This is a genomic window from Bacteroidota bacterium (genome assembly GCA_016711505.1).
GTDB lineage: Bacteria > Bacteroidota > Bacteroidia > AKYH767-A > 2013-40CM-41-45 > JADKIH01.
The window spans coordinates 553,919-577,754 of the sequence record JADJSV010000001.1 but is presented as its reverse complement, the minus strand read 5'-3'; the positions used below and the strand labels follow the sequence as shown (position 1 = coordinate 577,754).

At 35.9% G+C, this 23,836-nt stretch carries 16 protein-coding genes, 1 other RNA gene and 2 pseudogenes; 10 read left to right on the top strand and 9 right to left on the bottom strand.

Annotated features, from left to right (window positions below):
• Nucleotides 1-79 precede the first annotated feature (79 nt).
• Nucleotides 80-2,569: a TonB-dependent receptor gene (locus IPL24_02455; GenBank protein MBK8362561.1), complete on the top strand. Its 2,490-nt coding sequence runs from the start codon at nucleotides 80-82 to the stop codon at nucleotides 2,567-2,569.
• A 136-nt stretch (nucleotides 2,570-2,705) separates the two neighbouring features.
• Here the strand turns inward: IPL24_02455 and IPL24_02450 are convergent, their stop codons facing one another.
• Nucleotides 2,706-4,253, bottom strand: a complete 1,548-nt coding sequence (locus IPL24_02450; protein ID MBK8362560.1) for a S8 family serine peptidase — start codon at nucleotides 4,251-4,253, stop codon at nucleotides 2,706-2,708.
• 149 nt (nucleotides 4,254-4,402) lie between these two features.
• On the opposite strand from IPL24_02450, the gene IPL24_02445 reads away from it, so the two are divergent.
• From IPL24_02445 to IPL24_02435, 3 genes and pseudogenes are all read left to right on the top strand, one after another.
• A complete protein-coding gene (locus IPL24_02445; protein ID MBK8362559.1) occupies nucleotides 4,403-5,764 on the top strand; it encodes a T9SS type A sorting domain-containing protein in 1,362 nt (453 codons plus the stop codon).
• A gap of 109 nt (nucleotides 5,765-5,873) precedes the next feature.
• Nucleotides 5,874-6,668, top strand: coding sequence for a hypothetical protein (locus IPL24_02440; GenBank protein ID MBK8362558.1), 795 nt, complete (start codon nucleotides 5,874-5,876; stop codon nucleotides 6,666-6,668).
• Between the two features lie 20 nt (nucleotides 6,669-6,688).
• A pseudogene (locus tag IPL24_02435) lies at nucleotides 6,689-7,216 on the top strand (DinB family protein).
• Nucleotides 7,217-7,226: 10 nt separating this feature from the next.
• On the opposite strand, the pseudogene acs reads toward IPL24_02435, so the two are convergent.
• The 4 genes and pseudogenes from acs to IPL24_02415 all read right to left on the bottom strand — a co-directional run bounded on the left by acs (nucleotide 7,227) and on the right by IPL24_02415 (nucleotide 10,884).
• A pseudogene (acs, locus tag IPL24_02430) lies at nucleotides 7,227-9,141 on the bottom strand (acetate--CoA ligase).
• Nucleotides 9,142-9,681: 540 nt separating this feature from the next.
• Nucleotides 9,682-9,861, bottom strand: coding sequence for a hypothetical protein (locus IPL24_02425; protein MBK8362557.1), 180 nt, complete (start codon nucleotides 9,859-9,861; stop codon nucleotides 9,682-9,684).
• A 35-nt stretch (nucleotides 9,862-9,896) separates the two neighbouring features.
• The gene (locus IPL24_02420) at nucleotides 9,897-10,325 is read right to left on the bottom strand and encodes a hypothetical protein (protein MBK8362556.1); all 429 of its coding nucleotides are present in this window, start codon (nucleotides 10,323-10,325) and stop codon (nucleotides 9,897-9,899) included.
• Between the two features lie 334 nt (nucleotides 10,326-10,659).
• Nucleotides 10,660-10,884 (bottom strand): hypothetical protein, encoded by a 225-nt coding sequence (locus tag IPL24_02415; protein MBK8362555.1) that lies wholly within the window; start codon nucleotides 10,882-10,884, stop codon nucleotides 10,660-10,662.
• A gap of 250 nt (nucleotides 10,885-11,134) precedes the next feature.
• Between IPL24_02415 and IPL24_02410 the strand changes: the two genes are divergently transcribed.
• Nucleotides 11,135-12,454 (top strand): hypothetical protein, encoded by a 1,320-nt coding sequence (locus tag IPL24_02410; protein ID MBK8362554.1) that lies wholly within the window; start codon nucleotides 11,135-11,137, stop codon nucleotides 12,452-12,454.
• 5 nt (nucleotides 12,455-12,459) lie between these two features.
• Here IPL24_02410 and IPL24_02405 read toward each other — a convergent pair whose 3' ends face one another.
• Nucleotides 12,460-12,777, bottom strand: a complete 318-nt coding sequence (locus IPL24_02405; protein ID MBK8362553.1) for a hypothetical protein — start codon at nucleotides 12,775-12,777, stop codon at nucleotides 12,460-12,462.
• Nucleotides 12,778-12,948: 171 nt separating this feature from the next.
• On the opposite strand from IPL24_02405, the gene IPL24_02400 reads away from it, so the two are divergent.
• Both IPL24_02400 and IPL24_02395 read left to right on the top strand, forming a co-directional pair.
• Nucleotides 12,949-14,502 carry a hypothetical protein gene (locus tag IPL24_02400; protein MBK8362552.1) on the top strand — a complete coding sequence of 518 codons (1,554 nt, stop codon included), beginning with the start codon at nucleotides 12,949-12,951 and terminating at the stop codon, nucleotides 14,500-14,502.
• A 106-nt stretch (nucleotides 14,503-14,608) separates the two neighbouring features.
• On the top strand, nucleotides 14,609-16,411 hold the full coding sequence (locus tag IPL24_02395; GenBank protein MBK8362551.1) for a hypothetical protein: 1,803 nt from the start codon (nucleotides 14,609-14,611) through the stop codon (nucleotides 16,409-16,411).
• 106 nt (nucleotides 16,412-16,517) lie between these two features.
• Here the strand turns inward: IPL24_02395 and IPL24_02390 are convergent, their stop codons facing one another.
• From IPL24_02390 to IPL24_02380, 3 genes are all read right to left on the bottom strand, one after another.
• Nucleotides 16,518-17,141, bottom strand: a complete 624-nt coding sequence (locus IPL24_02390) for a carbonic anhydrase (protein MBK8362550.1) — start codon at nucleotides 17,139-17,141, stop codon at nucleotides 16,518-16,520.
• Nucleotides 17,142-17,237: 96 nt separating this feature from the next.
• Nucleotides 17,238-18,134: a DUF4249 domain-containing protein gene (locus IPL24_02385; GenBank protein MBK8362549.1), complete on the bottom strand. Its 897-nt coding sequence runs from the start codon at nucleotides 18,132-18,134 to the stop codon at nucleotides 17,238-17,240.
• 2 nt (nucleotides 18,135-18,136) lie between these two features.
• A complete protein-coding gene (locus IPL24_02380) occupies nucleotides 18,137-20,503 on the bottom strand; it encodes a TonB-dependent receptor (protein MBK8362548.1) in 2,367 nt (788 codons plus the stop codon).
• Nucleotides 20,504-20,750: 247 nt separating this feature from the next.
• On the opposite strand from IPL24_02380, the gene rnpB reads away from it, so the two are divergent.
• From rnpB to IPL24_02365, 3 genes are all read left to right on the top strand, one after another.
• Nucleotides 20,751-21,127: RNase P RNA component class A (rnpB, locus tag IPL24_02375), an RNA gene on the top strand.
• A 156-nt stretch (nucleotides 21,128-21,283) separates the two neighbouring features.
• A complete protein-coding gene (locus IPL24_02370; protein ID MBK8362547.1) occupies nucleotides 21,284-21,577 on the top strand; it encodes a hypothetical protein in 294 nt (97 codons plus the stop codon).
• Between the two features lie 165 nt (nucleotides 21,578-21,742).
• Nucleotides 21,743-23,833, top strand: coding sequence for a hypothetical protein (locus IPL24_02365; protein ID MBK8362546.1), 2,091 nt, complete (start codon nucleotides 21,743-21,745; stop codon nucleotides 23,831-23,833).
• The last annotated feature ends 3 nt before the right edge of the window (nucleotides 23,834-23,836 follow it).

Here is a 23,836-nt window from a genome sequence, read left to right as displayed (position 1 = left end):
GCATAACACTAAACCTATCTTACCTAAATCTGTCATAAATCTAACTATTAAGTACTATTTTTGTACTTCAATTCTACTTATGAAAAGATCATCTTTAATTCTCATTTTTCTTCTATTTCAAACAATACTATTTGCACAACAGAGAGAATTTTCCGGAACCCGACCGGATTCTTTGAGAAGGAATGCACCCAAAATCGGAAAGATTATAGGAAGTCTGCGGGATGCTAAAACAAACGAACCTGTAAGTTTTGCAGCAGTTGCTTTTCTATCTGCAAGAGATTCATCATTAGTGGGCGGTGTTCAAACCAATGAAAGCGGAAATTTTCTAGCTGAAGATCTGCCGTTGGGGAATATTATCATCAAAGCATCATTCATAGGTTACAAAACATCTTTTTCCAGACCGATTTCACTTTCCATGCAAAATGTAGAAGTGGATGCCGGAGTAATAAAAATGTCAAGCTCTATTACTAATTTAGATGCAGTGACTATTACAGGAGAGAAAGCAGACTATGTGAATTCGATCGATAGAAAGATCTATAACATGGATAAAAATATTGTCAATACGGGAGGAACTGTAACGGATGTACTTCAAACAATTCCTTCCGTTGCAGTTGATATTGATGGGAATGTTGCATTGAGAGGAAGCGCAAATGTGACGATTCTGATAGACGGTAAACCTTCGGGTATGCTGGGTGGAGATAGAAAAGCTGTACTACAACAGATCCCGGCCGGAGCAATTGAACAAATAGAGATCATAACAAATCCTTCTGCAAAATTTGATGCTGATGGTATGGCAGGAATAATAAATATCAAGACCAAAAAAGAGAAGATGAAGGGCATGAATGGAAATGTCACTCTTGGAGTAGGAACAAATGATAAATACAATTTCGGAATAGGCGGGAACGACCGTTCGCCAAGAGTGAATCTTTATGCAAATTATAATTACAGACATGAAAGCCGCAGTAACAAAGGAATGAGTACACAATATAATTTTTTTTCCGGACAATCTCCATATTACTACAGTTCCAGTTCACAGGGAACTTCTAAGAATGATAATCACGTAGGAAAACTTGGGGCAGATTTTTTTGTAAATAAATTCAATACAATTGGTGTGAGTGGCTCTGTGTCGTTCAGAGATGATAATAGACCGGAACAAATTCAATATCGTTTTTTCACTCCGGAGGAAATTACATTTGATACATATTACCGTGATAACATCGAGTCAAATAATAATTTCAATTATGATCTGAATGCTGATTACCGAAGAACATGGGATTCAACAAGCAGAGAATTTACTGCTAACTTATCTTATTCTTCCAGCTTAAGGGAATCAGATAATGAATATAGCAGCAGTCTTTATTCTGCTTTTGATCTGCATTATCAGATCAATAATAATGAAAATACTTATCAGAATATTATTGCACAGGCAGATTTAGTTCAGCCAATAAATAAAACCAGCAAACTTGAAGCAGGATTAAAAAGTTCAAACCGCTTTCTCGACAATGAATTGAATTACTCTGACCTCAATTTTAATAGCGGCCTGTATGAAAGAAACAATCTTAACTCAGACCACTTTGTATACAATGAACAGATAGCAGCCGGATATGCAATGTTTACAAGTAAAATTAAAAAACTTGATTATAATTTTGGCCTTAGGGCTGAACAAACATTTGCATCAATTGAATCACAAACAATATTGGAAACATATAAGAATGATTATATCTCATTTTTTCCCAGTGCGTTTTTTAAATATCCATTGTCTTCGAAAAGTGATCTGCAGTTGAGTTACAGTCGTCGGGTAAATCGTCCGGATTCCCGTTCACTGAATCCATTTGTTGATTACTCAGACTCATTGAATATCCGTCAGGGAAATCCATTTCTCAGACCTGAATTTACGAATGCTCTTGAATTATCTAATAGCCTGAATGTAAAATCCTGGAATATTACGACATCTGTTTTTTACAGAAGAACAGATGATCTTATCAGCAGATACCGTACAGTAGATGCAAATACAGGAGTGGGAACAATGACAACAACAAATTTTTCTTCTTCGGAAAATACGGGTGGTGAATTGATCGTGCGTTATTCTTTCGAGAAACTTGGTTCCGTGATGGGAAGTTTTAATATTTACCAAAGTAAAATTAATGGTACAAACGTAAATTCAGATTACCAGACAAATTCTACTCAATGGTCCTCACGTTTGAATGTTAGTCTGCGGGTTGCAAAGAATACGTCCTTTCAGTTAACAGGAAATTATTTAGCACCGATGACTACCGTAAATGGTGAGATCAAAGGTATGAGTGGTATTGATGTCGGATTGAAACAAGATCTATGGAATGGTAAAGCTTCATTGAGTCTGAATGTAAACGATGTCTTCGCAATGCGAAAATTTGAATACATTAACTTCGGTGAATATTACCGGACAGAAGGTTCCCGGAGCCGTGAATCCCGTGTTGCAATGCTAAATTTTTCCTATAAAATCGGTAAGGCGGACAACAGCCTTTTCTCAAAACGTAAGAATCAGAAAACAACGCCTCAGGAATCGGGGCCGGAGTTGATTGATTATTGAGCGAAAGGTGAAAGGTGAAAAGTGAAAAGTGAAAAGTGAAAAATTGGCTACGTAGGAAACTACTTACAACTTGTAATTATCTTCCCACGAAGCCCATTATTCACTATTAATTATTCAACTATTCAATTATCACTATTTACAACCCGCTTGCCATCATCACCGCCGCGTAGGCATTGACATTTCCATAGCCTTTACTGCCGGATAAGTTGGGGTAGAATTGTGCAGTACCTTTTAGGCAAGACAGGACTTGTGAAGATGTAAGACTGGGATTCACTGACCAGACCAATGCAGCAACACCGGCTGTCATTGCAGTTGCGCAAGATGAACCGCCTACGTAGCTTGGATTATAACCACTCATTGGTAAAGACAAAGTAGTTCTTGAACTGTTTGTATTTCTTGCCATTGGAATTGTAAGGTCAACCTGACTACCATCATGACAATCGTTGCAGGTATTTCCATTTTCTTTTACTCCCGTCACTGCAACACATTGTGAATAGTTAGCAGGATAAATTACTCCCCACCACGAAGTCCAGCTAAAAGATGTTCCAGCTGCTGCAAAAAGCAGTTTGCCTTTTCCTGAAGCATAAGATACTCCATCAAGTAGAGTACTACTGCTAAATGGAGTTCCGACTGACATGCTGATGATCTTTAACGGAATCATATTTCCCATTCTTACCAAAGCATTTCTGACGCCACTTAACTCAGCGGATTCGTCGAGTACAACATCACTGCAACCACGGATAAAATGCAGATTAGCTTTGTAAGCAACACCGGTTGGGCCACCAAGGTTATTTCTCGGACCGGCAACAATTCCACTCATGCTTGTTCCATGTGTACAGCTTGTGAAAGCCGTAGATCCGTAAGTGTAATCAGTGGTTAATGTTCTTCCGACATTAGATTCGCCATTGTTGAAATTACTTCCAAGTAATGTCTGGCTCGAACTGATACCGGCATCAATAACGCCAACAGTAATTCCTAATCCCTGGGCAATATTCCAGGCTGCAGGAACATTAACGTTGTTGAAATTCCATGACATTTTACATCCCGGTGTTATCGTAGTATAATCACTTGCATTCAAAGCCTGACTGGAACCCGAACAACCGGAAGAAGAAGCAACTCGTTCGTTTATATAAGTAGTAGGCCAGTAACCGAAAGGTTCAATGTAACGTACGTTTTCGAGATTATACAATTTTGTAAGAATAGATTTGTCAGAAATTTTGAAGACAATTATCGGAAGCGTATTGTCATCTTCTGAAACTATATTTTCAGGTGTCACATTTTCATTTCCCGCTTTTCTCAGATCCATCACTACAAGTTCGATAATGGCATCGTGAACAGCTTTCCACTCCTTTGATTTTATATTTGTTCGGTGAAGTTCATTCCTCACATCTTTTTTTCCGGCAGGTTGATATCCGATGGCAACAAGATTTGTGATCTTTGCAGCACTGGTCAGAATTTTCAGATCGCTATTTTCCCATGAAAAGTCTGCTGTTGTCTGAACTTTATCGTACATATATTTATCGATCTCTTTTTGGGTATAAGGCTCTCCGGAGGGAATTTCAGAAGTGATTTGTTTTTGGACAAGTAAAGGACCGGTTTGTAACTCCGGTGAAACAGTTGTTTCTTCAGGATTACAGCCAACAAAAAGGATAACGATTGAGAGTAAGTAAGTGATTTTTTTCATGTGTGGTGTGTTTTATGATTTGCTATTTTTTTTTGTAAAAATAACAGATGTGAATATATAAAAGAATATTTCAATTGCAAATGCATAAATTTTATCTTTTAATATCTTTATTAAATGCGGTTGCAAATATTTCTTTTCTTTGCATAAGAATGAAAAATATACTTTTACTGATCCTATTGTTTCCTATAGTCGTATCCGGGCAAAATAAAATTAAAGTCTATTCGACTCAACCGGTCGATACGACTATTTCAACCGGAGTGAATGCAGTTTATCTGGATCGGTCATATGATGACACCTTGATCGCTTACATTCAGAGAGCAAAGTACTCAATTGACATAGCTGTTTTCAGTTACGATCAATATGGTCAGATGTCGAACATTGCAAATGCAGTAAATCAGGCTCAGGCAAATGGCAGGCAGGTTCGATGGATCTATTGCGGTGGTGTTGGAAATACCGGTCTGTCCTTGTTAAATAGTTCGATTCCGACTTTAGCATCACCAACGTCTGCATTGTATGCTATTATGCATCACAAATTTGTGATCTTCGATGCTAATTCATCTGATCCTGCAGATGCCATGGTATTTACAGGTTCTGCTAACTGGAATGCTGATCAGATAAATGAAGATGAAAATAATCTTGTGATCATAAATGATCAACCACTTGCTCAGACTTATCTGGAAGAGTTTAATGAGATGTGGGGAAGTACAGGAATGACACCTGATACAAGTGCCTCAAGGTTTGGCCCCTTTAAGACGAATAATACGCAACATTATTTTCAGGTGGAAGGGAAGACAGTTGAATTATATTTTAGTCCTTCCGATAATACGAATTCGCACTTGATCAATGTTATTAATTCTGCCGACAACGACCTCAATTTTGGTGTTTATACATTTACCCGTCCTGATATTGCTGATACAATTGTTTACAAGATCAATCAGGGCGTTAAGGTCACCGGAATCATGGATCAGTATAGCATTGGATTCAATGCACACACGATACTTTCACCGGTAATGGGAAATGATCTCAAGGTATTTACACATCCTGATTCTATTTTCCATAGTAAGTATATGATCGTAGATGCATGTGATCCAAATTCTGATCCTGTTGTAGAAGTCGGAACACATAACTGGACTACAGCTGCAGAAACAAAGAACGATGAAAATGTTCTCATCATTCACGACGATACTCTTGCAAACATTTTTTTACAGGCATACAAAGGAAGTTTCAATCGACTGAACGGGGTTTTGCAAAATTGTCCTCCAAATTCTGTTGAAGAATTCTTCTCGGTAATTTCTGTTTATCCGAATCCGGCAAAGGATTTTTTAGAGATAGCTTTACCGTTAAATGAGATTCTATCTATTCAGATATACTCAATCGATGGCAAGATCATAAAAAACGATATTCACCTAAATAATGTTATTTATATCAGCGATCTGATTTCTGGCTGGTATGTGATGAAAATCACAACAACTAAATCTAGTTATTTAGCAAAATTTGTCAAAACTGATTGAAAAAGGGCGCATTCGCACTTAATAATGTTTAAATGAATTTGCGAAATAGGTCTGACTAAAGACTATATTTTTTGTTTCTTTGCGTGGCAGAATTAATTGCCCAGATTATATGAATAAGTTCAAATTAGTATTTCTTAGTATTATAAGTTTTGCATTGAATGCAAATGCTCAGGAATTTGTAAAAGAAAAAACGAAAGGCAGATTTTATTTTGCCTGGGGCTATAATAAAGATTATTTTTCAAAAAGTGATCTTCATTTTAAGGATGCCGGCACTGACAATTATGATTTCACTTTGTACGGTGTAGAAGCATCTGATCGTCCCGGTTATGATCAGATACTTAATTCAGATATTTCCATTCCGCAGTATGTTTACAGACTAGGTTATTATTTTAACGATGCAAATGATCTCGGAATTGAAATAAATTTTGATCATACAAAATATGTCATGCATGATTATCAGGTAGCACATTTGACCGGATTTATCCATGAACAATATTATGATGTAGATACTCTGATCACTCCCGGTTTTTTAAGGTTTGAACATACCAATGGTGCAAATTTTCTTATGATCAATTTTCTGAAGAAGCATCGGTTTCACACTTCAAAAAGTAATAATCATGTGTTTAGTTTAGTGGGCAAGATAGGCGGGGGAGTTGTGATTCCTAAGACTGACGTAACCTTATTTGGCGAGCGGTTAGATAATGTTTTTCACGTTGCCGGATATGTGACAGGAATGGAAATGGGATTAAGATATGAATATGGAAAGTATTTTTTTGCTGAAGGTATGGTTAAAGGAACTTACGCAAATTATACTAATGTACTTACTATAGGAACAGGAAGAGCTAACCATTCATTTTATACTGCAGAATTTATACTCTCAGCTGGGGTGCAGTTTCCACTTTGAAACTTTAATTTGTTTGAATTATGAAATATAATTTAGAGGAAGCAATTCAAATTCTTGAAAAAGACACCTTTGATTTTGAAATTGCAGTTCAAAGATCTTTCAGAAAATGGATTCATGCCAATGAAGGACAAGAAACATGGTCTCCGTTTGATGTAACTTTAGGTCATCTTTTTGCATGGAGAGAATACAGATTGGATAGCCAGAATAGAAATAATTTTATCCTGATTCCGGAAATAAAACGTTTAACCATTCGATCGCTTTGCTCAACTTGAAGAAAGTAAAGGAAAAACAATGAATCAGTTATTAGAAGAATTCAATGTTGCCCGGAAAAAGAATCTTGAATTTCTACGATCAAAGAAGATCAACGAATCAAACCTGGAAAAAGAAGGAATTCATCCAAAGTTCGGTAGGGTAACATTACGAAATTTATTAGCTACATGGGTTGCACATGATCTGAATCATCTATCGCAAATTAATCGGGTTTCATCAAACTCAATACAAAGAAGAAGTTGGTCCTTGTGGAATATTTGAGAATTATAAATAAGTAAATAAAGAAAGTTAAACTTTCCCGACTTTTATTTCTTCCACAACACCCGGATCAAGCAGAGTAGAAGTGTCACCTAAATTCGAAGTTTCTCCTTCTGCAATTTTTCTGAGAATCCGACGCATGATCTTTCCGCTTCTTGTTTTTGGTAAGCCTGATACGAATTGAATTTTATCGGGTTTAGCAATTGGTCCGATAATGCGATTCACTGTTTGTATGATATCCTGTCGCGCAAGATTGATGTCGCCATGATGTCCATTATAGATCACGTAAGCATATATGCCCTGACCTTTGATATCATGAGGATAACCAACAACAGCGCTTTCAACTACACCGGCGTGCATGTTAATTGCATTTTCAACTTCAGCGGTTCCTATTCTGTGTCCACTTACGTTTAATACATCATCAACACGTCCGGTGATTCTGTAATTTCCATCTTCATCGCGCAAACATCCGTCTCCTGTAAAATATAAATTTTCATAGGTAGCAAAATAGTTGAGTTTGCAACGCTCATGATCGCCATAGGTCGTTCTTAGAATTCCCGGCCAAGGGAATTTCATACATAAATTTCCGCCGACACCATTCCCCAATACTTCATTTCCATTCTCGTCTACTAGAATCGGTTGTACTCCCGGAAGTGGTAATGTTGCGTGTGCAGGCTTGTGTGGAGTAACACCGGCAAGATTAGAAATTAATACGCCTCCGGTCTCTGTTTGCCACCATGTATCAACGATCGGACATTTTTCTTTTCCGATATTCTGATGATACCAATGCCACGCTTCTTCGTTAATAGGTTCGCCGACAGTTCCAAGAACTTTTAATGATGAAAGATCTTTTCCATTCACAAAATCCAATCCGTATGCCATCAGACTACGAATGGCAGTAGGAGCAGTATAAAGAATGTCTACTTTGTATTTGTCAATAATATCCCAGAACCTTCCGGCATCAGGCCATGTAGGAATACCTTCAAACATCAACGTAGTTCCACCTGCACTTAAGGGACCATACAAAATGTAACTATGTCCTGTGATCCATCCAATATCTGCAGTGCAGAAATGAATTTGGCCCGGTTGATATTGGAAAACATTTACAAACGTGTAGTTTGCCCAGATCATATATCCTGCTGTAGTATGAACAACACCTTTAGGTTTTCCTGTTGATCCGGATGTATAAAGTATGAACAAGATGTCTTCAGCATCCATCACTTCGGCCTTACAATCGGGATTGCCTTGTGTTTCTACTTTCTTTATCTCATCTTCCCACCATACATCGCGGCCTTTGATCATCGAAACCGGTGTGCGGGTGCGGGTACAGACAATAACTCTTTTGACGAACCGACAGGCGATCAATGCATCATCGATCACATTCTTGAGAGGAATGTCTTTTGCACCGCGATAAGCACCGTCACAGGTAACAATATATTCTGCTTTTGCATCGAGTAACCTGGTCTGCAATCGATTGCGCTGAGAAACCTCCAAATACAACTGAATGAATCGCTCCGATCCGGGCACAGGCTAAAACAGCAATTGCAAGTTCTGGGATCATTCCCATATAAATGCAGACACGATCACCTTTCTGAACACCATTATTTTTCAGAACATTCGAAAATTGTTTTACTTTGAAAAGTAGTTCTTTGTAAGTAAGAACACGATGATGTTCTTCAGGATCGTTCGGTTCCCATATGATTGCCGGAGTATTACCTAACTTTTCTATATGTCTGTCAAGACAGTTTTCAGTAATATTTAATTGTCCTCCTTCAAACCACTTAATTTTTGGTTCTGAAAAATTCCATTCAAGAACATTGTTCCATTTTTTTGTCCAATAAAAAGTTTCAGCAATTTCTTCCCAAAACTTTTCAGGATTTTCAATGCTCTTCTTGTAGGCAGAATGGTATTGATCAAGTGATCTTATTTGATAGGGGTATGACATGGTAGAATTAATATTCTACGAATTTATCAATTCAAGTAATACTGGAAAACTAATTCTTGCTAATCAAGAATATTTATATTCGAAATTAAGCTATTATTAGCAAAAATCGATCAGGAAAGATACTACGGTGATCAGAAATATTGCAAATGGCGTTGATTATGTAGTTCTTTCCAATATAGATGATCCTACTATCCTGAATGAGATTAAGGTGGCGATTGTAGGTAAATCAATAAAAAGTGAAAAGTGAAAAGTGAAAAGTGAAAAGTGAAAAGTGAAAAGAAAAAAGAAAAAAGAAAAAAAAGCCGGGGTAAAAGGACCCACACCTCACCCGGCTCCTGGTTTTCATAGTTTGAAACCCACACTATTTTTATTATTCGATCATTCTTATTAGTAGAAGAATGAAAACGAAAAGCAGAGTGAAGTCGATTACTGAGTATGCGAATTTACTTCTGCGGATATTGATTTTAGTTTTTTCCATGACGTTTTTTTGTTTTTGTTGTGTTTCGTGTTAGTCGATCAAGAACAGTTTCGTCAGAATTGTTAAGCTGTTAATCCCCGGCGGCTTTTGATTTCGCCTCCGTAGATCACGGTCAATGCAAGAGCCATTTGACCAAGAAGATCTTTTTCTCCATCGCGCAGGATGTCTGAAGTGTCTTTTCCGCCACGTACATGTGAGAATGCGTTTTTGCGAGCGGTGTTTTGGTTGTGAATGATTTCCATGGGTTAGATTTTTATGGGTTAGTAGGGGTAGAATTTTACGGCAGAAATTCTTTTAATTGGAATACATCGAGCGGTTTTTGCAGATACCGGACGATGCTGGTATTAGAAATAAGTTTTACGATTGGATGAGTAGTGATGACAACGATCTTGCATTTGTTTCTGATAAAGTCAGAAAGTGAATTGAATTCAGTCATGAAATCGAAATTCTGAAGTCCTCTCATTTGCAGATTCAAGAAAATCAGTTCAGGCACATCACTTAAACGTTCTGTATTGAGGAGTTGATTTATGAAATCAGCCGGACTGGAAAGCACTTTTACGTTTTTGGAAATTCCGGCAGCTCTTAGGATAGTCTCATTGATAAAAAGATCCACAGTATCATCGTCGATCAGGACGATGTTCTCAAAGCGGTGTCGTGGTTGAGACGATTCCGAGAATGGATAGTTATGGACTTTTTCGGTTGACATTCTGAGGAGAGAGATGCTTATTTCTAATTACTCTTCAAATGTAGAGTGGTTCTCCTCCCCAAAAAAGGGACATAATGAAAATAAATAGACATAGGGTTAAGCCACCTCGGCCTAACCCTATATCATCATTTAGTCGAAATTCGCAGTTTCGCTAAAAAGTGTGTGTTGCGTTGTTTTTTTCTATGGCGGTCCTCCTTAATTTAAATCTCTCACAATAAGTAATTTATATAAATTGAAAGAGAAAAATTGTGAAATTGAAATAAATCCTGCAATTTTACCAATTGAGACATTGAATTATTGTCCATATATGACAAATATTAGTCAGAACAGATAATTATTCTTTTGGATCAATATCTGGAACAATTACAATTGGAGATTCTTCTGGATCAATGTCTGGAACGATCACAATGGGTGATTCTCCAGACGAAAAGGTCTTTTGATACTCCGTTGAAGATTCAAGTTTAGATAATGCTCCACTATCTAACTGAATTCTTCCATCATCAGTTTTAGTGAAATTGAGTCCTAAACTCAATAAAATGGCAATGAGTGTTTCAAGCATGTTTATAAGGTTTATGTTTGAAGCAAATCTATATCTGCTTGAACTACATGATTTGACTAATTGTTGTGCTTTCTTACAAATGGAATTGAAATGAATAATATTAATTCGCTTAAGAGGTTAGTTTCTAAACTTAGTACTAGAGAAATCAATTTGTTGAAAAAGCAAATTGACAGTTCAGAAATTACACATGCAGGATCCAAAAGTTTGATGCTTCTAAAACTTTTAAAAACTAATAAGGAAATATCATCTAGTGAAATTCAAAAATAATATTTATGGAAAATTAAATTACCTCGCATTTAATAAACTTTGCAATAGATTCAAAGATCTTATCTATGACGTCCTTCTTTTAGATAGTTCAATTCAAAGTTCGGGCTACTCCAGAAGAAATAATCTTTCTTTTGAACTTCGAAAAAAAGTTATTCAAGCCGATATCATTCAGCTGAGGGGAATGAATGATGATTTAATGCAAATATATAACTCAGTAATTTCAAAATCGTATTCTTTTGAATTTTATGATATTTTAATCCAAGCTTTAAATTCTAAGTTAAGATTTGTTTCCTCTTTTGGAAAGGAAACACTGATTGAAAATATTAAAAATGAAATTAGTCTTGCCGAAATAAAATGGTTAGGATTGTCTAGGTCACAAAGAATTTATCAAACAATATTAAATACAATTAGCCGGCATTCGGAATTTAATTATTATAAAAAAGATCTTGATTCTGCAATTATTGCTATTAAAGAATACTACAATAAAACGAAATCTTCACTAGTAAGGTATTACTTAATAAGCTTGGAAATTGAACAAGCTCAAATCTCAAATAATTACTCCAGTTCTAACTTATTGCTTCTTGAATTGGAAAGATTAGTGAAAACTAACGAATCCGTTTATACTGATAATAGATATGGCACTATACTTTTAAATATTGCTAATAACTTTTTACTTCTTAGGGAATATAATCAATCAATCGTGAATGCAGAAAATTCAAGAAAATTTTTTAAAGGTATATATTTAACTCAGAAAATAGTTGATGAAACTATTTTCTATGCATATTTTTATCAAAATAATTTTGATGCATGCGAGAAATATTTGTCATTTGATAATTCTTTTAATAGGAATATATCGACAGAAATTTTATTCAGTAAGTTCAATTTCTATCAGGCATGTATTGAGTTCAAAAAAGGAAATTACTTGAAATGTATTTCACTTTTAGAGCAATATAAAGAAATTGAAAAGGATAAAGAAGGTTGGAATATTTCAAGAAGAATATTAATTATTTTAAGTAGAATTGAATTGGGTCAATTTGATTCTTTGGATTTATCAATAGGAAATATGCAAAAATATTTGAAAAGGTTGTCTAAAACTAATTATCTAAATCCTCGATTTTTGGTTATCATGAAAATTTGCCTTGTAATTGTCCGAGAAAGTGTAGACTGGAATAGAATAAAAGTTAAAAATAAACTCTTGTTTAAATATTTAGCAATTTTGAAATCTGACAATTATAGCTGGCAGATCAAATCCCCAGAGTTAATTAACTTTGAGGATTGGGTTCGAAATAAAATTTCCGCTTAATCCATTTACTTCTTTGTTCTTTTGTTTTTATATAGGACACTGCCAGGCTCATTTAATAAATTTTCGTTTTTGATATGATTTCTTTTATTATCAAGCATAATAAAAATTTCTTTTGGAGTTAGGTTGTGAATACTACAAAGTTTCAGAAAATTTTTCATCGTAATGTTTTCGCCGTTTTCCCACCTCCAATATGCTGTTCGATTTAATTCATTTTCATAACTAAATACCTCTGCGGATTTAAACCCCTTTCTTAATCGGAGTTGTCTAAAAGTACAACCTAAGTCGTATAAAAGTTCGTCTTTGATTCTGCTATTGTTTTTCATTTTATATGGGTTTGATTATGCAATTATACTAGCAGACCAATTAATTAATTAGGAAAAGAAAGATGAATATGGGACAAGATTTCAATTAGAATTAAACCTCATAAATTAAGATATTTGCTTTTATTTCTAAAAAAATAAACTATTTTTGAACTTAAGAAAATTTGAAAATGAATGAATGAGTTTATTAAATTAAGAGAATTAGTATTAGCACTTTCAAAAGTTGAAATAAAATTTCTAAGAAAAACATTTAATCAACTTGTTTCAGGAAACACCGATTCTCAAATGTTATTGTTATTAAGAATAATTCTTAGAAATTCTAATTTCGATTATAAATTTTGTGTTTTAAATTTATATGGTTATGATAATCATGTTGCATTTAAAAAATTATGTCAACGACTAGCAGAAAAAATATTAGATTGTTTGATCTCAAAGGATCTCTTATCAAATGAATCATTGCATTCAGAGCGACACAGAGAATTATTTCAAATTAAACGAAGATTTCTATATTACGATGTACTTTCAATTCATGGTTTAAATAGCTTGGCGTTAATTAATCTTAATCAGATTATAAAGGGATGTAAAGATCTTGAATATTTTGATTATTTATTGATCGCTTTAAATACAAAGCTAATAAGATTGAGTAGAAGGTCAGGAATTAAAAGTTTTAATAAGCTTAATGATGAAATAGCTTATTATAATAGATGTAATTTAGCATTAAATAAATCTTCCTATTTATTAGGTTATTTCACCAGTTTAAAAAATAGTGGTGAAGATTCTATAATGAAAGATCGTCTACAAATTGAAATAGAAAAATTAGAAGAGGAGTCTATTATTATAAAATCAACAAGGATAAAATCCTCATTATTTTATTTAAAAGGAATTTTACTTTCCAATGAAAAACAGTATGAAAAAGCAAAAATAAATTTTCATTCTTTTTATGCACACTTGAAGCGATCCTCTTCAAAAATAAATAAGAATAATGATTTGTTAAATTGCTTACTTAATATTTGTGAATTTGAAATAAAGACATTTGAATTTAAAAAAGCAATTTCTTACTTTGAAGAAATTGATAATTTGAAAATAGTAAATAAGTTCAATTTGGATATAATAAACGAAATGAAATTTCTTTGTTTCTTGTCAATTGGCGAAATCACGTCTGCGACAAACCATCTTTCTAAGATTGTTGAAGATAATGATGAGTTTGAATCAACGGAATTGCATAATGATAGACTTTCATACTATTATGCAGTTACTTCATTTATAGATGGGGAATTTAAAAAGTGTCTTAATTATTTGACCAGCATAGTCAAGATTGATAAAAAGTTTATAGATTGGAATTTATGTATTAGGTTATTGATGATACTTTGTTTTGTGGAAATGGATAAAATTACTTTGATAGAAAGTCATTTAGAGAATTTAAGAAAGTTCTTAGATTCAAAAGGAAATAATTCAGTTTTAAGAAAAGAATTTAAATTCATAGTTAAAGTCCTTTCTAATTTGACAAGAAATGGATTTAATTATAAACTCGCTTCTACCCAAATCAAAATTGATTTTGAGACATTCAATACATATAAGAATGATAGTTATTTTGATTTCAGAAGTCCAAATCTAATCCCCTTCACCCCCTGGTTCAAATCAAAACTAAAAAACGTACCTTACGATCATTCTGCGGCTATGAGGGAAATGAGGAGAAATTATAAGGCAGAGAAACTTGAGATGGCTTAAAAGTATGCGGGTACTTCGGATTGGGGTGTTGATTTTTGTTTCAATTGTTCTTTTTGCTTTTATTGAAAGTGAAGAGGATTCTTTCAATTTGAGAATAAGAAAAGAAATGTCTGTTCAGACTGATAGCCTGTTGACGGATGTTGCTTTGTTGTCAAAACTTTGTTCTGTAAAGCAATTTGATATTGAAAAATCCAAACAACTTTTAACGGTTTGCCGAAACAGGTACAAAAGAATAGAGGCCATTCTGATTTACTTTTTTCCCGGAGAAGCATTTCGACTCAACAAACCTGTGATCCCGGCTATTGAAGAAGATGATGAGATCTCACCTCCGGTTCCATACAGTGGCTTTCAATTTATCGAAAGCATGTTGTATTCCGATAGTCTGGCATTCCAACGGAAACAACTGAATAATGCAATCGATGAATGTTATTCACTTATCAGTAATTTACCAAATGCATATGAGCAATTCGTCTTCGATGAAAGAAGTGTGTGGGAAGCAATGCAAATGCAACTGGTCAGGCAATTCATACTTGGTTTCGCTGAGTTTGAGACTCCAGACAGCAAGAATGGAGTAGAGGAATCAATTCATGTACTTTTGGGATTTGATGAATTGATAAAAACACTTTATCATGATGCCGGTGAAAACAAAAAAGCAGATCTGAATTTCTTTTTTTCAGAAATAGAGCGTTCAACAAACAAGTTGAAACAATACTCCAAAGGCTCTGTAGATTATTTCCAATTCTATAGCGAGTATTATAATGACTTAAGTGGAAGTTTGTCAAAATTGCGGGATATTATGTTAAGTGAGAAGAATCAATACTTCACAACGGCAATAAATTTTCAAAACCGCTCCATTTTTGATCCACATGCATTCAACAGTTATTTCTTTCTTCCAGGTAAGACACATGCTAATCAGAAGGAAGTCGCTGAACTCGGCCGCATTCTTTTCTTTGATCCTGCTTTGTCTGCAAATAGCTTACGTGCATGTGCTTCTTGTCATCAGCCCGAGAAAGCATTTACAGACGGACTTCCATTAAGTCAATCGTTTGAACCGGGAAAATTTCTCACACGAAATGCTCCGACAATAATTAATTCAGTTCTTCAAAGAAGATTGTTTCATGATGGTCGTGCTTTTTCATTTGAAGATCAGGCAGGCAGGGTAATGAGTAACCCGCTTGAAATGCATAACGATTTTCAGACTGTTGCAAGTAAACTAGTACATTCAGCAGAATACAGAAAAAGATTCAGATCTGCATTTGAAGGAACGGAAGACACATCTATAACCGGCCGCTCTGTCCTGATTGCAATTGCAGAATATGAAAGAACGTTGATCGGTATGAACACCAGATTCGATAAAGCGATAAGCAACCGTGAGAATGATTTGAGTAATGATGAGATCGCAGGTTTCAATATCTTCATGGGGAAAGCTGCTTGTGGGTCATGTCATTTTTTACCGCTCTTCAATAGCCTTGTTCCGCCGGTATATGTTGAAACAGAATGGGAAGTAATAGGTGTGCCATCTGCAAAACTTTCAAACCCACGTGAACTTGACGGAGACATTGGCAGATATGAAATTATTCCGGTCGATATTTTTAAGAATGCATTCAAAACCCCGGGACTAAGAAACATTGCACTAACTGCGCCTTACATGCACAATGGAGTTTTTAAATCACTTGATGAGGTAATCGATTTCTATGACAGAGGCGGTGGAAAAGGGTTGGGGATCGCTGTGGAAAATCAAACTTTATCGGATGAACCACTTAATCTGACACCTACAGAAAAATTTCAACTGAAAGTATTTCTTGAATCATTAAATGATACGATCACATTAAATGAAATCCCTGTAAAATTACCGGAGTTTGAGGATAATGAATTGTTGAACCGAAGGAAGGTTGGAGGGGAATATTAAATTGTTCAAAGTTCAAAGTTCAAAGTTCAAAGTTCAAAGTTCAAAGTTGGCTTCGTCGGTGGCTACGAAGATAACTTTGAACTTTGAACTTTGAACTGAAATTGTCCTATTCAAAAAAAGTAACAAGCCCCGTATCCAGATCATACAATCCTCCGATGATCTTGATCTCTCCGGAAGCTTCTAGTTCGGCAAGGAGTGTACTTTGTTCTTTGATTTTTTTTACGGTCAGATGAACATTGTTAGTAGTCACATTATTCATGAACACTCTGTTATTTCCATTTCTTTCTGCTTTCGTTTCTGTCTCGAGTTGAATAGCAGGCTTTATTTTGTTGAGCAGATTTGTGATATTACCTAATACAATATCGTTGCATGCATATTCAATGGCACCACATTTAGTATGTCCTAAAACAACAATGAGTTTTGATCCTGCGATCTTGCAGGCAAATTCCATACTTCCTAAAATATCTTCGTTGAGAATATTTCCTGCAATACGGATGCTGAAAATGTCGCCAAGACCCTGATCAAAGATCAACTCTGCCGATGTACGGGAATCGATGCAACTTAGAATTGCAGCAAAAGGAAATTGTCCGGAAGAAGTTACGTTGACCTGTTCTAAAAGATCTCTGTGCGCTTTGATATTATTTACAAAACGTTCATTGCCTTCCTTTAAGATCTCGAGTGCATGCCCGGGGGTGAGTATATCCTGCGTTTCTTTTGTGTGTGCTTTCATATACCTTTAGGTGTAATTCGAATGCAATATACTATTTCTTATTCATCGTAAAATTCAATTTTGTCCGCAAAAAATACAAAACTTATTAAGAAATTCTTATTGGGCAATGACCGTATCGAAAGATGTTGAATAACCACCCCAAACACCTAATCCGCCGTTTATATTCGAATGAACCGGTTGTGGTGAACCAAACGGATTTCCGTTGGATGAGACCTGAGATTCTTCCGTTCTCCAGAATTCAAAATGGGAGCGATCGATCGTACAGAATTTTACAACAATTGTATCACCTCTTTTGAAATAAATTCTTTCATCGTTGTCATCATCTTCTTTATCGGAACCTGCAAATGTTCCGCGCGGAAAACTCAGATCGAAACTTTTACCATTGATATATCTGTCCTCAAATACTGATCCGCCGATCGGCGGATAAAAAGTAGAATCTTTCTGCTTACCAATTTCATCTCCAAAAGTATATTGATTGATCCTTCTTGCAAAAAAACGATAACAGTTTCCCAGTGTATCAGGATCCGTTAAGTGTGACCAAAGAAATCCCAATGAATCTCTTTGTCCATCAACCTTCCACCAGATACTATCCAGTGAAATTGGTTGTGGAATATTTGTTTCCGAAGTAAGTGTTTTTCCTTCTGCCAGTACTGTTAGTTTATATGTTTTACCTGTTTCTCCAATCATTGCCGGCGAAGTATAAATTCCGAACCCGGGAATCTGAATCATGGTATCAGTAATTGTTCCATTATCAATGATTACAGTTGCACCTTGAATACTTCCTTGAATAAGATTATTAACGTTGATCTCTCCGAAAAACGGAAGCGATTTTGTAAGTAGGACAAAAGGTGGCGTTCCGGTTTCAATATACCCTTCTACAACTATTTTTTCTTCCGTTTCAGGAATGTCAACTGTAACATTCTTTTCACATGAATAGAATACAGAAATCACAAGAGTGAATATTGACAGTGATAATATTGTTCTTTTTTTCATGATCAGAATTTAAAATTGTAAGTAACACTTGGAATAATAGGGAAGAGGGAAATCTGTTTTGCCTGAATAGTTACCACGCCGTTCTCAACTTTGTTGTCGAAGTAAATGATATAAGGATTGTATCGATTGTAAACATTGAATACACTAAAGTTCCAGCTTGATTCAAAACGTTTATGTTCTTTTCCTTTCAAGGTTACACTGATATCAGCACGATGATAAGGTGCGATGCGGTAATTATTTCTTTGTCCGCCATAATCTTCAACAATATCCCCATTGCTCAACACATACAATCTTTCGGGAAATGTGTTCAGATTTCCTGTTGCATAAACCCATGTAGCGCCAATCGTAACTTTTTTACTTGCTTCGAATGTCATAACAACAGAAACATCGTGACGGCGATCGTACTTCGGATAAAATTCTCTGCCCAGATTCAGATCAGCGAATTCTCTTTTTGTCCATGCAAGAGTATAACCGATCCAGCCACTGAATTTACCTTTCGATTTCTTCAGGAAAAGTTCAGCACCATAACTCCATCCTTTTCCAAACACGAAGAAGTTATCCAGATTTCCGTTGACCTGATTTTCGGGTAAAAATCCTTCTTCGTATTCAATCTGGTTTTCCATCGTTTTATAATAAACTTCAAGCGAGGTTTCATAGGTATTATTCTTGAAGTTCTTGAAATAGCCCAAAGCATATTGTGTACCGAATTGTGGTTTCACTCTGTCTGATGATGGCACCCATGTATCTGTCGGTAATGAAATTCCCGATAATGATGCCAGATGGATGTACTGATAATTCTGGGAGTACGATGCTTTGACCGATGAACTTTCATTCACTGCATAACGCACAGCAAAACGGGGTTCAACATTGGCATATGTTTTTACGTCTTCACCGGCATCATAGTGAATGGTATCAGTAGGCAAATTAGTAATGGGATCATTGATGAACCGGTCGAATGGACCAACTTGTTGAAACATTGTAAGTCTTAGTCCGCCATTAAAAAGCCACTTCGCATTCAACTCAAATTCATCATTAAAATAAACTGCGCCGTCGTGAGCATATTGTCTTACAATATCACCTAAATTAAAATTAACATCACCTGAACGTGCGCTTGCATTACTTGGAACAAATACATGATAAATATAGTTTGCACCGAACTTGATATTATGTTTCGGACTAGGTACCCAGGTAAAATCGGTCTTTACATTGTAGTCGGTAATACCGGAAAACAATTTGAAACTGAATTGTTCTTGTCCACCTTCAAATTGAAAATCGTAGCTTGTATAAATGAGAGAAGTATTCAGGAACAATTTATTTGAAAATAAGTGATTCCAGCGGGCGGTAGCAGTCGCATTTCCCCAGGGAATACTCAGACTGAAATCTGAATCAGGACTTTTGAATTTAAATACATCACGACCGAAGTAACCACTGATGAATAACCGGTCTTTGTCGCTTAATCTGTAATTTACTTTGGCATTCAGATCATAGAAATAATATTTATTTCCACTGATCTCTGACTCTTTACTTACGAATGGCGGACCAAGCAAAAGATCAAGAAATGTTCTTCTTGCAGAGATAATGAACGAAGAAGTATCTTTTTTAATAGGCCCTTCAATTGTAAGTCGTGATGAAACAAATCCAATTCCGCCCTGAGCTCCGAATCGTTTGTTATTACCTTCTTTCATCTGAATATCGAGTACGGACGACAACCGGCCGCCATAGTTCGCCGGCATATTTCCTTTTGTCAGTGTAATATTCTGAACTGCATCAGAATTGAAGACAGAAAAGAAGCCAAAGAGATGTGCTGCATTATATACATTCGCTTCATCAAGCAAGATCAGATTCTGATCCGGACCACCGCCGCGGACGTAGAATCCGCTATTGCCTTCACCGGCTGAAGAAACTCCGGGTAAAAGTTGAATGGTTTTGAGAATGTCGACTTCACCCATAAATGCAGGCAGGGTTTTGATCTTTTCCATTTCAATTTTCTCACGACCCATTTCCGTACTTTGCACATTACGATCTTGTTTTTCACCGGTAATAATGACTTCCTTTGTTTCGATTGCATTTGAAGAAAGGCTGGCACTTTTTCTGAGATCTTCAGTCAGGGAAATCGGAAATTCCTGAGTTACAAAACCGATGTATGAAAAGACTAAAGTGTAATTCCCTTCAGGAATTGTTAGTGAGAAAAATCCATACTGATTGGTCACTGTACCTTTTCGGGTTTCTTTGACAAATACGTTAGCACCTAAAAGAGATTCTCCGGTTGATTCTTCTTTTACATATCCACTGATAGTAAAATTTTTTTGCGCCGAAAGCCGGCTTGATAACAATAGTAAGCAGGTAATAAGTACAAAAAAGTTTTTCATAAATATATTTATTCTGATTATAGTTTTTCGGTGAATGAACGTTTGTTTTAGCGCCGCAAAAGTACAATAATTTGGATGGAATGATTATGTTAATATTTCTTAATGACAGATTAAGTTTTACAAAGTTTTCAGCATTGTCAAAATTTATTAACGGTGCAAATAAATGATGTTTTTTTCACTTTTCATTTTTCACTTTTTTATGGAATTGCCCACATATTAAATCCCTGAAAAAACCTACCTTCACCCCGTCATTGCTGATCCATCGCCTCTTTGTAAGACAAGGGGAGGAAAGTCCGGGCAGCGCAGTGCATCTTGCTTCCTAACAGGAAGGATCCCGTTTATTCGGGAGACAGCGAGTGCCACAGAAAATAACTATCCGCCGAAGAGGCGGAAAGGGTGAAAATGTGAGGTAAGAGCTCACGGTTATAATTAGCAATAGTTGTAACGGGTAAACCTCAGGAGCTGAAAGACCAAATAAGTCATGGTACAAGGGCTGCACGTCCGTACTCCTTCGGGAAACCATGATGGGGAGGTCGATAGAGGTAATGTGCGAACATTATCCCAGATAAATGATGGATCCTGCATTCGTAGGAACAGAACCCGGCTTACCATTCAATGACACGAAAATGAAGAGCGCCCTGGAATATCGGGGCGCTTTTTGTTGTTAGGAATTCTAAATTTATATTTAATGAAAATTTCGGATTTCGGATTACCATAATGCTTAGGCAGCTCGCCAATCCGCAATCCGCAATCCGCAATCTTTATCAGACAATCCAACGAATGAAAACCGACAAATCCCCCCACATTTTAAACGCTTCATCCAATTTACTTGGGATTTGTTTCGTTGTTCTGACATCATTGAAATTGCTCAAGGTTAGCGATACAACGATCATCGATGAATTGACTGCCTTTACGATCCTGGCCTTGATGGCCAGCAGCATATTTTCATTTCTGTCATTGAGAAGTGAATCTAACCGTGCAAAATATTATGAAAGAATTGCAGATACAATTTTTCTCATCGGTTTGATTCTGATGTTTGTTACGACGATGTTGTTGACATTTGACATAATTTAAAAAAAATCGGAATTCGGATTGGCATACTGCCTAAGCAGAGCACAAATCCGCAATCCGGATTCCGCAATCCGAAATCACACCGGTTTTATTAACAAATTAAGTCTGAATAAGTCACGTTTTCTCAATGAATCACCTGAACAAAAACCATATCTTTAACCCTTCCTTATGAATATACAGTTTCTTACCGAATTGCCGACCTGGTGGGTTTTGATTTGCTTAGCTGCCGGTTTTCTATATGCTTTTCTCCTTTACAGAAAAGATAGTGCATTTGATTCAATCCATCCATGGTTGCGCAAGGCACTTTTTGCTTTACGTGGAATTCTGGTGTTTTTTCTGGCAGTTCTGTTGTTGACTCCATTGCTAAAAACGTTGACACGTGAAAAAGAAAAACCGGTTATCATCATTGCACAGGATAATTCACAAAGCATTGTCATCAATAAAGACTCATCCTTTTACAGAAATGAATACAAAAAGCAATTGACTGATTTTGCAAATGGATTAAAGGAAAAATTTGAGGTCAAGGAATTAAACTGGGGGGATAAGGTAAGTGATGGGATTGATTTTTCTTTTACTGAAAAACAAACTGATTTTTCTGCTTTGTTTTCTATCATCAATGACAGGTATGAGGACAGAAACATTGGGGCTATTGTAATTGCCGGTGATGGTCTTTATAACCGTGGAAGCAGCCCGATTTATGATGAAGAAATTCTGAAAGTTCCATATTTTACTATTGCCTTGGGAGATACAACTGTACAAAAGGATCTCCTGATCTCAAAAGTAAATTATAATAAGACGGTATATCTTGGAAATTCTTTTCCGATCGAGATCACAATTGATGCAAGACGACTTAGTGGTTCTTCAACAACGCTAACCGTGAAGCAGGATTCGTCGACTTTATTTACCAAACAAATTTCAATTTCAGGAAATAATTTTAATCAATTGATTCCGGTGGTACTTGATGCTAAGAAGACAGGTATTGTTCATTATAAAATTGAATTGTCATCTGTTTCCGGAGAGATTTCTACTGCAAATAATGTTCGTGACATATATGTTGAAGTGATTGAAAGCAAACAAAAAATTCTTGTAATAGGTAATTCTCCGCATCCTGATCTGGGTGCTATTAAATTAGCACTGGAAAGCAGCCAGAATTATACTGTAAAAGTAGTGACTGCAGAACAATTCGAAGGCAGTGTAAATGAATACAATTTAGTTGTGTTTCATAATCTGCCGTCAGTCGCACATCCTGTGAAAGATATTATAACAAAAGTAAATACTGCTGCAATTCCTGTATGGTATATTTTGGGAACGCAAGTATCGGTACCTTTGTTTAATACTTTAGCAACCGGATTGGAGATCAGAGACAATATCGATAAATCAAATCCTGTCGAAGCAAAAGTGAATACTAACTTTTCTTTGTTTACGATCAGCTCCGATATGGAACAAAAGATCAGTTCATTTCCTGAATTGCTGACACCTTTTGGAAAGTTTCGTTCTACTGCGAACAATGCAGTTTTATTGAATCAGCAAATTGGTTCAATAGTAACCGATCAACCGTTGCAGCTTGTTAATCAGTCAACATCGCAGAGAATAGGAGTGTTGGCCGGAGAAGGTATCTGGAAATGGCGACTTAGTGATTATTCAGCAAATGGAAACTTCGATGTCTTCAATGAATGGTTACTTAAGTCTGTTCAGAACCTGAGTGTAAAAGAAAATAAAACACATTTCCGTCTGATCTCAAAAAACAATATCGACGAGAATGAACAGGTTGTATTTGATGCCGAAGTTTATAATGATAACTATGAGCTGATCAATACTCCGGATGTGAGTATGGTGATCACTAATTCTGCAGGAAAAAATTTCCCGTATGTATTTTCAAAAACAGAACGTGCATATAATCTGAATGCTGGGTTTATGTCTGCCGGAGATTATAAGTATAAAGCCTCCGTTAAAGTTTCTGATAAAGTATATACTTCTGCCGGACAATTTACGGTCACTTTACTTCAGGCTGAACAAACAGAAAGTGTAGCAGATCATGCATTATTGAATGCACTCGCACAAAAAAATGGCGGAGCAATGTTTTATCCGAATCAACTGGATGAATTAAAGGCGCAGCTACTTAAACGCGACGATATGAAAACTGTATCCTATTCGCATTACAAATTGCGGGATCTGGTTGATGTAAAAGCAATATTTTTTATACTTCTGGGTCTTTTAAGTCTTGAATGGTTCCTCCGAAAGCGAGCAGGAAGTTATTAATTG

Coding starts and splice junctions, on each gene's coding strand:
- IPL24_02380 (MBK8362548.1), bottom strand. CDS start 20,503: ATGAAAAACTTTTTTGTACTTATTACCTGCTTACTATTGTTATCAAGC.
- IPL24_02450 (MBK8362560.1), bottom strand. CDS start 4,253: ATGAAAAAAATCACTTACTTACTCTCAATCGTTATCCTTTTTGTTGGC.
- IPL24_02420 (MBK8362556.1), bottom strand. CDS start 10,325: ATGTCAACCGAAAAAGTCCATAACTATCCATTCTCGGAATCGTCTCAA.
- IPL24_02425 (MBK8362557.1), bottom strand. CDS start 9,861: ATGGAAATCATTCACAACCAAAACACCGCTCGCAAAAACGCATTCTCA.
- IPL24_02455 (MBK8362561.1), top strand. CDS start 80: ATGAAAAGATCATCTTTAATTCTCATTTTTCTTCTATTTCAAACAATA.
- IPL24_02395 (MBK8362551.1), top strand. CDS start 14,609: ATGTCTGTTCAGACTGATAGCCTGTTGACGGATGTTGCTTTGTTGTCA.
- IPL24_02370 (MBK8362547.1), top strand. CDS start 21,284: ATGAAAACCGACAAATCCCCCCACATTTTAAACGCTTCATCCAATTTA.
- IPL24_02390 (MBK8362550.1), bottom strand. CDS start 17,141: ATGAAAGCACACACAAAAGAAACGCAGGATATACTCACCCCCGGGCAT.
- IPL24_02415 (MBK8362555.1), bottom strand. CDS start 10,884: ATGCTTGAAACACTCATTGCCATTTTATTGAGTTTAGGACTCAATTTC.
- IPL24_02400 (MBK8362552.1), top strand. CDS start 12,949: ATGAATGAGTTTATTAAATTAAGAGAATTAGTATTAGCACTTTCAAAA.
- IPL24_02405 (MBK8362553.1), bottom strand. CDS start 12,777: ATGAAAAACAATAGCAGAATCAAAGACGAACTTTTATACGACTTAGGT.
- IPL24_02365 (MBK8362546.1), top strand. CDS start 21,743: ATGAATATACAGTTTCTTACCGAATTGCCGACCTGGTGGGTTTTGATT.
- IPL24_02385 (MBK8362549.1), bottom strand. CDS start 18,134: ATGAAAAAAAGAACAATATTATCACTGTCAATATTCACTCTTGTGATT.
- IPL24_02445 (MBK8362559.1), top strand. CDS start 4,403: ATGAAAAATATACTTTTACTGATCCTATTGTTTCCTATAGTCGTATCC.
- IPL24_02440 (MBK8362558.1), top strand. CDS start 5,874: ATGAATAAGTTCAAATTAGTATTTCTTAGTATTATAAGTTTTGCATTG.